We start from the raw sequence: 12,681 nt of genomic DNA on the forward strand, positions 1-12,681 counted from the left end.
CTGTTTAATGATAGTTTTGCGCGTTATTGGCTCATTTATGTAATGGTATTGGTATATTTTTTTGCAGCTTTTGCCTGCTTTTTACCTTTCGATATCAGAGGATATTTGCCTTGAGTCAGTCTACAGAACAAGTCGTTAACACGGCTTTTGCATCACTTAAATTAAAACCTGAATTGCTTGAAAACCTCCAAACTATGGGTTTTGAATCGATGACTCAGATCCAAGCTGAGAGCTTACCGCCTATTTTGGCCGGTGAAGATGTTATCGGCCAAGCGATGACTGGTTCAGGTAAAACAGCTGCCTTTGGTTTAGGATTGCTTAATAAACTGGATGTAAAACGTTTTCGCATCCAAACCATGGTGCTTTGTCCAACGCGTGAGTTAGCCGACCAAGTAGCGAAAGACATTCGTACCTTGGCCCGTGGTATCCATAACGTTAAAGTACTAACGCTATGTGGCGGCGTACCTATGGGGCCACAAGTTGGCTCATTGGAACACGGAGCACACATTATTGTCGGTACACCGGGTCGTATTGTTGATCATTTAGATCGCAACCGTTTAGATTTAAGTAACATGAACATGCTGATTTTAGATGAAGCCGATCGCATGTTAGAAATGGGCTTCCAACAGCACATTGACCAAATCATTGCCGCGGCCCCTCGTGAACGTCAAACATTGCTGTTTAGTGCCACGTTCCCAGATCAAATCCAAGCGATTGCCGATCAAATTCTGTATAAACCGGTAATGGTTAAAGTTGAAGCTAAACACGATAACCTCACTATCGATCAGCACTTTTATCGTATTGAAGATAACCAGGGCCGTCTTGAGGCATTGCGTTTATTGTTATTAGATAAGCAGCCTGGAAGCGCAGTCGTGTTTTGTAATACCAAGCGTGAAACCCAACAAGTGGCTGACTCATTACATGAGTTTGGCTTTAGCGTACTAGCATTACATGGCGATTTAGAGCAGCGCGATCGCGATCAAATGTTATTGCAGTTTGCTAACCGTAGTGCGCGTATTTTAGTTGCTACCGACGTAGCTGCACGTGGTTTAGATATTGATGAGTTAGACGCAGTATTTAACTATCATATTGCTTACGATACTGAAGTGCATATTCACCGTATCGGCCGTACTGGCCGTGCTGGCAGTTCTGGAGCCGCATATACTTTCTTTGGTGAAGAAGACGGTTACAAAATGGCGATGATTGAAGAAGCCATGAACAAAGATGTCGTCAGTGAGCCTTTACCGCCAATGAGTGCGCTCAACAAGCAACCGCTTGCTGCTGAAATGATCACCATTCAGATTGAGGCGGGTAAAAAGCAAAAAATCCGTCCTGGTGACATTGTTGGTGCATTAACGGGTGGCAATGGTTTAGATTTTAACGATATTGGCAAAATTAAAGTGACTGATTTTCGCGCTTACTTTGCCGTAAAAAGCAATGTGTCTAAACAAGCGATGAATATCATCAGTAAAGGTAAGTTAAAAGGCCGTAGCTATCGTGCGTGGTTCATGTAACTGAGCCTTTTGCAGCCTGTAGGGTTGCAGTTGATTGATTTGCAGTTGATTGATTTGCAGTTGATTGATAGTTAGTCGATTGGGTTATGCCTGAATAATAAAAAAGCCGCTGAACAATGTTCACCGGCTTTTTTATGCTCTATCGCAAGTTAGCTTTTAACTTTAGCGTTGGCATAAGGATTATTGCTATTGGCTGACACTACTGGTGCAGTACCACTGCGACGTGGTGGACGATTACGCTGTGGTGGTTTATTACCATTCGCTCTAGCTTCCGCTTTAGGATCTGCAGGCTTATCGTGACTGCGTGATGGTTGGCGAGAGTCAGGTTTACGCGCTGGTTTATCACCTTGAGCGCCATCATTTGCATGCTGTTGAGCATGTTTACTGCGATTCGGGTTTGGCTTTTTAGCGCTATTACCGCCAGATCTGCTACTCGCTTCAGGGATAGTGAATGGTGCTTCAAAACCAGCAAGTTGCTTACGCTCAATAACACGATTGATTAAACGCTCGATATCATGCAGTAATTTAACTTCTTCAAGACCCACTAATGATACAGCTTGACCTGTTGAACCAGCACGGCCGGTACGGCCAATACGATGCACATAATCTTCAGGTACGTTAGGTAAGTCAAAGTTAACCACAAATGGCAGTTGATCGATGTCGATGCCACGCGCGGCAATATCTGTTGCGACCATAACTTGTACGGCACCGGCTTTAAAATCTGCCAATGCTTTAGTGCGTGCTGTTTGGCTTTTATTGCCATGAATGGCAGCGGCTTTGATGCCAGCAGCTTCTAGGCTTTTCGCTAAACGGTTAGCACCATGTTTGGTACGAGAAAACACTAACACCTGTTTCCAATCATTGGTTTTAATCAGTTCGATTAGCGCCATTGATTTACGGGTTTTATCCACTGGATACACACATTGGGTCACGGTGTTTGCTGTTGCGTTACGCGGCGTAACTGAAATCTCTACCGGATTGTTAACCAGGCCTTTAGCAAGTTCACGAATTTCATTCGAGAATGTTGCTGAAAACATCAAGTTTTGACGCTTAGCGGGTAATAATGCTAATACTTTTTTAATGTCGCGAATAAAGCCCATGTCTAGCATGCGGTCTGCTTCGTCTAACACTAGAATTTCTAATTTGTTAAAGCTAATGGCTTTTTGCTGACATAAGTCGAGTAAACGGCCTGGCGTTGCGACCAGAATGTCGACACCATTTCTGAGCGCAGCTAATTGTGGCACGATGGACACGCCACCAAAGACTACGGCTGATTTTAACGGTAAGTTGATGCCGTAAGTGGCGACGCTTTCTTGTACTTGCGCGGCAAGTTCGCGTGTTGGTGTTAATACTAGCGCACGGACTTGACCACGTTGCGCTCGTTCACCTTTAGATAATAATTCTAAAATTGGTAAGGTAAAACCAGCTGTTTTTCCTGTCCCTGTTTGTGCTGCTGCCATTACATCTTGACCGGCTAAAACCGCTGGAATTGCTTGTGCTTGAATTGGAGAGGGGGTGTCATAACCTTGTTTTTCAACCGCTTTTAAAATAGCAGCATTCAGACCAAGTGAGGAAAAACTCATAGAAAAATCTCTTTGGGCAACGCATTGTTGCTTTGAATAAAAGGTAGCCAGTAACGGCGGCCGTGAAGCTTACCTGAAAACCTCTTTGAGTGCTATCAAATCCCTGTGTGGGCAGCGATATATACTCTGAAATCACAATTAATAATGGACTATTTAATGGTGAAAATGTCTCGCTTATGATTGCCAAATACAGCGATTTAATGAAATCGTGTTAATCTTAAGACCAGAATCAGTGCTAAAAGTCGACTTATTGCATACAATAAAATGGTAACTCGTTTTCTATCTAAATATTCAGCGACTTAGCTGAGGTTACTTAACTTAAGGTGTCTCTAACTGATGAAATTAACGGCACAAATACATATTGAAAAAATGGCGTATGAGCTGCGAGATCATGCTCATGCCGTGATTAAAAATGTGCTGTTAATGTCTAATATTTCAACCTTATCTCTTCAACTTGCTATGCGCGAGCTCGCTCAACATAGCCGAGTCGCGTTGCATTTTCATCCCGATCAAATTGATAATCGAGGCCTCACTGTTGTTGATGGTTTATTGCGTGATGGGGTGTATAAAAGCCAGTTTGAAACCCATGTCTCTAATGGTCATTTATCACCAGAATTAGGCGGTTCTCGCGACCATTGGGAAAACCAATTATTTGGTCACAGCTATTCTGGGATTAAGCATCGGCCTAAATATGGTGCGTTAGATTTTGGTTTGTGCCCATTAGGCCCGGCGCCTCGCTTTGGCAGTTGTTATTTAGTGACTCATCCTCAAATATTGTCTCGATGTACCTTTAGTTACATGGACTCTTATCGGTTGCCCAAAGAAAAGGGCACTATAAAGTGTTTTGATGCGATTTTAGCGGCATTACTCAGTGAGAGTTTTGAGCGTCAATATGCTTTGGGTATTTCTGGGCTTAAACCGAGTAAGTTGATTGAACATTTTAGTCAGCATTTAACCGATGATATCAGTAGCCGTTTCGATGTGGCCCCTAGCGGTAATTTAGATCATTATATTGAAGCCCAAATTCACGGCGATGTGTCGCTCGATCAAGATATTGCTATATTAGTGGCCGATCCGTCATATGTAGGCACTGCCATTGGCGATTCATTAGTCGCCTTGTGTCACGAGTATGGAATTGAGTTGCATTGGCATCAAGGGCGGCAGATTAATGTGGCACAAATACCCGATGATTTTCGTGGTGCTGCGATGCCTATTTTGGCGCAAAGCCTTGCTGAAAATGAGTTGATTAATGCTGAGATTATTGGCCGTGCGGCGTATCAATTGCAAAAACAACCGGCTTCATGGAGTGAGCGTGGTGCACATTCTAAAAAACGACAAGATTTAAAGTTACTCTGGCACGTATTGGTAAAATACGGGGAGAGTACTGGTCAATAAATGTTATTACCAACAATAAATTGTTTTACTCGCATTGCTTCCCCTTTGGTTCTTTTTGCAAATTAGCTTGGTTTTGTCGCTCAACGTGTTTGTGTTAAAGACTGTGTTTAACACTGTGATGTTGTTTGTGATTAACCATTCTATTTGTAAAAAGATGCACTTTATTGAATTTGATAAATTTCAAGCTGATAGTGGTTAAATTTAATCTTTAAATAAGGCTTTATTAGCAAAATGTGAATCAGATAACATTTACACTGTTTTAGGTGTCAACTCGATGCCAGGACTGCGATACTGCGTGATTAAAGTGGTCATCGATAACTCTGCCGGAGCTTCATGGACAAGTCGTTAGAAAAGTCATTAGCCAAATGGCTTAAAAGCCAACAATCTTCTTGTGGTATTTTCCTCAAACTATCGGTGCTATGTGGTGTGCTAAATGGCATTGCCATGGTGGCACAGGCCTATTTTATTGCTCAGATTTTACAGGGTGTCATTATTGATAACCTTGTTCCCGCCACATTAAACATTCAATTTTTTGCCCTTATTGGTTTGCTATTCACCCGAGCATTGTTAGCGCAGGTGCGTGAACGGATAAGCTTTGAGGCGGGCAAACGTTTACGCACCGACATACGCCAAGCGGTGCTCAATAAATTAGTCGCATTAGGGCCGGTATTTATTAAAGGCAAACCTGCTGGGTCATGGGCAACCTTAGTATTTGAGCAAGTTGAAGATTTACATGACTATTATGCTAAATACCTACCGCAGATGATGCTGGCAGGGTTTATTCCTTTGCTTATATTAGCCTGTGTGTTTCCGCTTAATTGGGCCGCTGGGATCATTTTGATGGCCACCGCACCATTGATTCCGCTATTTATGATTTTAGTGGGTATGGGCGCCGCAGATGCTAATCGTAAAAATATGCAGGCGTTATCACGTTTAAGCGGTCACTTTATGGATCGCCTAAAAGGCCTGCAAACGTTAAAGCTGTTTAATCGCGGTGAAGCCGAGTTAGTTAACATTGAACATGCTTCGGAAGATTTTCGTGCCCGGACGATGTCGGTATTACGCTTAGCCTTTCTTAGCTCCGCGGTATTAGAGTTCTTTGCCGCGGTATCGATTGCCGTGTTGGCGGTGTACTTTGGCTTTAGTTACTTAGGCCATTTAGATTTTGGTCACTATGGCGTACAGGTAAGTTTGTTTACTGGCATGTTTGTGTTGATTTTAGCGCCAGAATTTTATCAACCCCTGCGAGACTTAGGCACTCATTATCACGCCAAAGCTCAAGCGATAGGCGCTGCAGAAGCGTTGGTTGAGCTACTTGATTATCACGTTAATACCCCTGCTAAAATCCATTCAGCATCACCAGATATGGCGTTCACAGCCGACAGCATAGACATTCAAGCGATTGGGATTGAAGTGTTTAGTTTAGATGGTCAGCGTTTAGCTGGGCCAATATCATTTACATTACCCGCAGGTGAACACTGGGCTATTGTGGGCCCAAGTGGTGCGGGTAAAACCAGCTTGCTTAATGCGTTGCTGGGTTTTTTGCCTTATCAGGGATCGTTACTGATTAATGGTCAGGAATTGTCACAACTTAATGTGGCCCAATGGCGGCAACATTTGGCTTGGTTAGGGCAAGATCCGCAATTGTTTCATGGCACGGTGAGAGAAAATGTTGCATTGGCCAATCCGCAATTAAACGATGAGCAGATTATGACGTTGCTAGAACAAGCTGATATCAGTGAGTTTGTAAAGCAGCAACCATTAGGCCTCGATTTAGTCATAAGCGACCAAAGTGCAGGAGTGTCAGTTGGCCAGGCCCAGCGTTTTGCATTAGCACGTGCGTTGGCACAACCCGCTAAATTGTTTTTATTAGATGAACCCACTGCCAGCTTAGATGCCCAAAGCGAGCAGTCAGTGCTGGCCTCGTTGCACCGCGCGATGCAGTCGACAACAGCATTAACCGTTACCCACAAATTAGATGATTTACACAACATGAATTACGTATTGGTGATGGACAACGGAATGGTAGTGCAGCAAGGCCATGTAAATGATTTACAGCAGGCTGATGGATTATTAGCACAAATGCTCAATCAGCAACAGAATCAACAACCGGAGGTGTGCTGATGTCGCAACCCGTTGATGCCGCGCCGCGTAACATTATTCAGGTGTTAAGGCCGTTTATTGCTTTGTTCCGCCGCCAGTGGCTGATGATGTTAGTCGGTTTATTGCTTACGTTTACCACGTTACTCACCGGTATTGGTCTGTTGTCTTTATCTGGTTGGTTCTTATCAGCCAGTGCGGTAGCAGGCTTAGCAGTGTTGACGGCCCAAACATTCAACTTTTTTACCCCGGCAGGAGGCGTTCGATTTTTCTCCATCGCCAGAACAGCAAGTCGTTACGGCGAGCGCTTAGCAACGCATGAAGCGACCTTTAAATTGCTGACTCAACTGCGTGTTTGGGCATGGAATAAGTTGCTACCGTTGAGTGCAGCTAACTTACAAGGTCTGCGCAGAGGCGACTTACTCAATCGTTTAGTTGCCGACATTGATACGTTAGATCATCTCTACTTACGCTTACTCACGCCAATGACCGCATCTTTGATGATGATTGGGGTCTTGTTGGTGTTTCTCGGGTGGTTTGATAACCATTTAGCCTTGAGTTTATGTGCTTTGTTATTAGCGGCTTGGTTTATCTTACCGCTGGTATTTTATTACTTAGGTAAGGCACCTGGGCAAGCATTGATGCAAGCGCAAAGGCAATATCGAGTCGAGTTGTTTGATGTTATTCAGGGGCAAGCTGAATTAAGTTTATTTGGCGCCAATAAGCGTTATTTAGCCCAACTTGATAAATCACAGCAGGCTTTATTTAGTCAGCAAACTACCATGGCTAATATTACTGGGTTGAGCCAAGCATTATTGATATTAATCAATGGCATTGCAGTAGTGTTTATGTTGTATTTAGCGGGTCAAAGCGTCGGAGATGCCACGCCTCCGGGGCCGTTAATGGCCTTAATGGTGTTTGCCACCATGGCCAGCCTTGAAATGATGATGCCAATAGCCGGTGCATTTCAACATTTATCTAGCACAGTACTTGCTGCGCGGCGGGTGACCGAAATAACCGAACAAACACCGAGTGTTAAATTTAATGCTAACAGTCACTTGCAAGCAAAACACGGCGCCTTGCAGCTCAGTGGTGTTCACTTTGGTTATCACAGCCATTCACCGGTGTTACAAGGTGTAGATTTGACTCTTAAAGCCGGTGGAAAAGTGGCTATTTTAGGTCCCACAGGTTGTGGTAAATCCAGCTTGTTGGGGCTGATTACTCGTGATTGGGCGCCGCAACAAGGGTCTATTTCGCTTGATGGCGAGCCCATAAGTGCCTACAGCGATGCCAATCTTCGTGCTGCGATGACCGTGGTGAGTCAGCGAGTTTATCTGTTTTCTGGTACCTTACGTGACAATTTAGCCTTGGCGTTGCCCTTTGTGCAAAGCGAAACCCAAAAAGCTCATGATCCTCGTTTTATAGAGGTATTACAGCGCGTTGGTTTACAAACCTTGTTGCAGGGCGATAAACCATTAGATTGCTGGATAGGTGAGGGCGGCCGACAATTATCGGGTGGTGAGCAGCGCAGAATCGGAGTCGCAAGGGCATTATTGCGTGACGCTCCTTTGTTATTGCTTGATGAACCGACTGAAGGATTAGATAAACGTACCGAGCGTGAAATCCTTAACGTGTTGCTCGATTTTGCGGAGCATAAAACCCTGTTAATGATTAGTCATCGTTTGACTGCGTTAGAACAAATGGATTGCGTGTACCTTTTTCAACAAGGTCGACTAATTCAACAGTTAGCGGATTAAATTAAACAATCAACAGAGTAAACTCTTAGCCTGGCGCGATAGAACATAAGTTATGGCTGTCTTGGGTGCGGTGTAATCAAGCTTAATCGGTAGGTGTTAATCAATCTAGTCGTGGGTTTTTTATGGATTATTGGTTATAACATGTACCGCTAATACTGCCGGAATGTAACAACCCTTTTGACACATAAATTACATAAATAGTTTTATCTCGAGACCATAAATTGACCTGCTTCACAAATCTGGCATTCGGTTATGTTCCAAAATTACAGTCCTCGCTCGGAGTGTGATCTTAGTTACTATATTAGTAGTTGCAAACATATAACATAAGCTATCGAATATTTTTAGATGGTGAATGTGATGGCTGGTGTTACCAATCCAGTAATAACTATTAAGCGCGGACTTGATATCCCGATTGCTGGAGAACCACTGCAGCAAATAGATGGCGCACCTAAAACGACCCAAGTGGCGTTAATTGGTGAAGAATACGTTGGCTTAAAGCCTACAATGTCGGTTGAAGTGGGTGATCATGTCGCCAAAGGCCAAGTGCTGTTTGAGGACAAGAAAACCCCTGGCGTGTTATTTACTGCGCCAGCCAGCGGAGTTGTTTGCGCGATTAATCGCGGAGAACGTAGGGTACTGCAGTCGGTAGTGATTGATTGTGATGCCACGCAAGAGCCTGCCATTATTCTCCAATCAGTGGATATTCATGCGTTATCACATCAAGCCGTTAAAGACGGTTTAGTCCGCAGTGGCTTATGGACAGCGCTGCGTACGCGTCCTTTTTCTCGAGTGCCCCAATTAGATGTCAGTCCTGCAGGGATATTTGTTACGGCTATTGACACAAATCCTCTCGCGCCCGATCCGCGTGTCATTATTGCCACTCAACCACAAGCTTTCCAAGCCGGATTATTTGCCCTAACGTTTTTGACCACCGAAAAAGTGTATTTATGCCAAGACGATGGCGTTTCGTTATTGGCAGATGCCAGCAGCGAGTACGACTTATCGCAAGTCAGTGTGCAACGCTTTAACGGCGTGCACCCAGCAGGATTAGTCGGCACTCACATTCATTACCTGTTACCAGCCAGTATTGAACGCCAGGTGTGGCATGTGGGTTACCAAGATGTGATTGCCTTCGGCAAACTGTTTTTAACCGGTGAACTGTATACTGATCGCATCGTCGCGCTAGGGGGGCCTAATGTATTAAAGCCGCGTTTAGTACGTACCCAGTTAGGCGCAAAGTTAAGCAAATGGGTAAATGGTGAAATTGACCAGCGACAGTCGCGCATTGTGTCTGGGTCATTATTGTCAGGCCATACCGCTGCTGATGTGTACGATTACCTAGGTCGATTCCATAATCAAATTAGCGTATTGACTGAAAATGAACGTCAAGAGTTGTTGCCTTGGGTGCGTCATGACAGCAGTAAATTTTCACTTACCGGCATCATGATGTCAGGTTTTAGCCGCACCAAAAAACTGTTCGATTTCACCACTACTGCTGGTGGTTCTCCGCGAGCCATGATGGCGTTTGGCCAACTGGCCCGCGTTATGCCGCTTGATATTTTACCCATCTTGTTAGTACGTGATTTAGTGGTGCGAGATACCGATGAAGCACAACTGCTCGGCGCATTAGAGCTAGATGAAGAAGATTTAGCGTTGTGCACTTTTGTGTGCCCAGGAAAGTATGACTTTGGTAAAGAACTTCGTGCTTGCCTAGATATTATCGAGAGGGAAGGTTAATGAGTCAGCAACAGAAAAAGCCTAGCAAACAAGACAGCTATTACGCTCATGGCAACTCGATGCGCAGCTATTTACGTTCGTTGTGGATAGCCAATGGTCGTAGCACCAAAGGTGATGTGCATATTCGTGATGCGATTGATGTTAAGCGCACCATGCATATTGTGGGCATGTGCTTATTTCCTGCAATGTTATTGGGCATGTACAACATTGGCCTGCAGGCTCAAATAGCCATTATTGCCGGGGCAACACAGCCGGATGTATGGCAACTTGCCTTTTATGACTTACTGTTTGGCCCACTTACAGAAAGTGCAGGTTTGATCAGTTTGTTTGCCTATGGTGCCAGTTTTTATGTGCCATTTTACTTAACTGCGTTGGTGGTCAGTTTGGTGTGGGAAGTGGTGTTTGCCAAAGTGCGCCACCAAGAGCTGCACGAAGGCTTCTTTATCACCGCGTTATTATTCTCACTCATATTACCTATCTCTACGCCGTTATGGATTGTAGCTTTGGGCCTTAGCTTTGGTGTGGTCGTGGCCAAAGAGATGTTTGGTGGTATGGGTTACAACTTTTTAAACCCTGCACTGGCGGGTTATGCGTTTATTTATTTTGCATACCCAACAGAAGTGGTGTCATTAAGCCAGTTTGTGGCGGTTGATGGCTTTTCTGGTGCAACGACGTTAACCCTTACCGTGGCTAAAAAATTAAGTTTTATTGATGTGAGTTGGTTCAGCGTATTAAGCGACAGCACTTGGTGGGATGCCTTTTTAGGTTTTACCCCAGGTGCAGTGGGTGAAACCAGTACCTTAGCCATCCTTATCGGTGGTGGTATTTTACTGCTTACCCGCGTAGCTGATTGGCGTGTGGTAGCCGGCGTGATGCTAGGAATGATCATAACCGTTTTGTTGTTTAACTACTTTGGTTCTAGCAGAAATCCTATGTCGGCAATGCCGTGGACATGGCATTTAGTCACTGGTGGTTTTGCACTGGGGATGATGTTTATGGCCACCGATCCGGTAACGGCGTCATATACCCGCAAGGCTAAATTTGCCTTTGGTTTTATGATTGGTTTTATGACCATTATTATTCGTTTACTGAATGCCAAAATGCCAGAGGGCATTATGTTGGCTATTTTGTTTGCTAATTTATGGGCACCGTTATTCGACTACTTAGTCGCACGCGCCAATATTAAACGGAGACTAAAACGTCATGGCCTTTAAGAAAGATAGCGTCGCTGGAACAATGATTTTTATCATCATTTTAAGCCTAGTTTGCTCATTTATGATCACCGGTACCGTGGAGATTTTAAAAGAGCGTAAGTTGGCTAAAAAGCGCGAAGAAGTGCAGCAGTTTGTGTTAAAGGCTGCGGACATCGACATCAGCCAAGGTGACTTTAGTGAGTTATTTGCTCAACGAGTGAAGCCTAAGATGGTTAACTTGGCGACAGGCAAGGTGACTGAAAAAGCCAATCTACTTGATTTTGATGAGCGCATGGCATCGATCAACCCTGAAACCTCGACCAAACCGAAAAAAGATATCGCTAAAATTAAAACCATGGCGACCGACATTCGTATTTTTGAGGTGTATGACACCAATGGCCAACTTGCCAGCATTGTGATGCCGATCTATGGCAAAGGTTTATGGTCGATTATTTACGGTTACATGGCGATAAAACCAGACTTAAACACTATCGAAAATATCGTGTTTTATGAACATGGCGAAACCCCAGGTATTGCGGACTTTATTACTGACCCACAATGGTTAGCCTTGTGGCAAGGCAAAACGTTATTTGATGCCAAAGGTAATATTGCCATTAAAGTGGTTAAGGGCGGCGCCAAAGATGGTGACATTCACGGTATTGATGGCGTCAGTGGGGCTACTCGTTCCGGTGTCGGTATTCAGCGCTTAGTCGAGTTTTGGTTTGGCGTAGAAGGATACCAAACCTATCTACACACGTTAGCTGCGGAGGGTAAATAAATGAGTCGTGCTATTTCAACTCGTGAGATCCTAACATCGCCAATTATGGCTAATAACCCTGTGGCAATACAGGTATTAGGTGTGTGTTCGGCTTTAGCGGTCAGTAATTCGATGCAAACTGCATTCGTCATGACACTTGCTGTGACCTTTGTGTTGGTATTTTCTAACTTGATTATCTCAAGTATCCGCAATTTTATTCCTAATAGTGTGCGGATTATTGCGCAAATGACGGTGATTGCCTCGTTGGTGATTATTGTCGATATGGTGCTACAAGACGTGGCGTATGAATTGTCAAAACAGTTGTCTGTGTTTGTTAGTTTGATCATCACTAACTGTATCATTATGGGCCGAGCTGAAGCCTTTGCGATGAAACATCCGCCTCATTTAGCCGTATTTGATGCCTTAGGCAATGCCTTGGGTTATGGCTTAATTTTAATGGGCGTAGCGTTTATTCGTGAGCTACTGGGGCGTGGCAGTTTGTTTGGTCACAACATATTTACCACTGTTGAAAATGGCGGTTGGTATCTTGCAAATGAAATGTTCACTTTACCACCCAGTGCGTTCTTTTTAATTGGCGTGATGATTTGGGTCATTAAAATCATTCAGCGTAAGCGCGGATAAGGA

The 12,681-nt window shown here is 44.2% G+C and carries 9 protein-coding genes; 8 read left to right on the plus strand and 1 reads right to left on the minus strand.

All coding sequences use genetic code 11. The annotated features are described in order from the left end of the window. The first annotated feature begins 110 nt into the window (after nucleotides 1-110). The gene (gene dbpA, locus AAEY97_RS08280) at nucleotides 111-1,514 is read left to right on the plus strand and encodes an ATP-dependent RNA helicase DbpA (RefSeq protein WP_101086101.1); all 1,404 of its coding nucleotides are present in this window, start codon (nucleotides 111-113) and stop codon (nucleotides 1,512-1,514) included. A gap of 149 nt (nucleotides 1,515-1,663) precedes the next feature. Here the strand turns inward: dbpA and AAEY97_RS08285 are convergent, their stop codons facing one another. Further along, complete coding sequence (locus tag AAEY97_RS08285) at nucleotides 1,664-3,097, minus strand: DEAD/DEAH box helicase (RefSeq protein WP_101086100.1); 1,434 nt, start codon at nucleotides 3,095-3,097, stop codon at nucleotides 1,664-1,666. A gap of 336 nt (nucleotides 3,098-3,433) precedes the next feature. Between AAEY97_RS08285 and AAEY97_RS08290 the strand changes: the two genes are divergently transcribed. The 7 genes from AAEY97_RS08290 (at nucleotide 3,434) to AAEY97_RS08320 (ending at nucleotide 12,678) form a co-directional block, all read left to right on the plus strand. Beyond that, nucleotides 3,434-4,492, plus strand: coding sequence for a DUF3626 domain-containing protein (locus tag AAEY97_RS08290; protein WP_101086099.1), 1,059 nt, complete (start codon nucleotides 3,434-3,436; stop codon nucleotides 4,490-4,492). A 333-nt stretch (nucleotides 4,493-4,825) separates the two neighbouring features. Next, nucleotides 4,826-6,616 carry a heme ABC transporter permease/ATP-binding protein CydD gene (gene cydD, locus AAEY97_RS08295; RefSeq protein WP_101086098.1) on the plus strand — a complete coding sequence of 597 codons (1,791 nt, stop codon included), beginning with the start codon at nucleotides 4,826-4,828 and terminating at the stop codon, nucleotides 6,614-6,616. Nucleotides 6,617-6,651: 35 nt separating this feature from the next. Further along, on the plus strand, nucleotides 6,652-8,349 hold the full coding sequence (gene cydC / locus AAEY97_RS08300; RefSeq protein WP_350998201.1) for a heme ABC transporter ATP-binding protein/permease CydC: 1,698 nt from the start codon (nucleotides 6,652-6,654) through the stop codon (nucleotides 8,347-8,349). 357 nt (nucleotides 8,350-8,706) lie between these two features. Further along, entirely contained in the window at nucleotides 8,707-10,086 is a 1,380-nt protein-coding gene (locus tag AAEY97_RS08305; protein ID WP_350998021.1) for a Na(+)-translocating NADH-quinone reductase subunit A, read from the plus strand. Continuing rightward, nucleotides 10,086-11,300 (plus strand): NADH:ubiquinone reductase (Na(+)-transporting) subunit B, encoded by a 1,215-nt coding sequence (locus tag AAEY97_RS08310; RefSeq protein ID WP_350976913.1) that lies wholly within the window; start codon nucleotides 10,086-10,088, stop codon nucleotides 11,298-11,300. Before AAEY97_RS08305 ends, AAEY97_RS08310 begins: the two co-directional genes overlap by 1 nt. Further along, complete coding sequence (locus tag AAEY97_RS08315; RefSeq protein ID WP_101086095.1) at nucleotides 11,290-12,057, plus strand: Na(+)-translocating NADH-quinone reductase subunit C; 768 nt, start codon at nucleotides 11,290-11,292, stop codon at nucleotides 12,055-12,057. Before AAEY97_RS08310 ends, AAEY97_RS08315 begins: the two co-directional genes overlap by 11 nt. After that, complete coding sequence (locus AAEY97_RS08320) at nucleotides 12,058-12,678, plus strand: NADH:ubiquinone reductase (Na(+)-transporting) subunit D (protein WP_101086094.1); 621 nt, start codon at nucleotides 12,058-12,060, stop codon at nucleotides 12,676-12,678. Nucleotides 12,679-12,681 lie beyond the last annotated feature (3 nt).

The sequence above is a fragment of the Shewanella sp. TB7-MNA-CIBAN-0143 genome, from assembly GCF_040310065.1.
GTDB lineage: Bacteria > Pseudomonadota > Gammaproteobacteria > Enterobacterales > Shewanellaceae > Shewanella.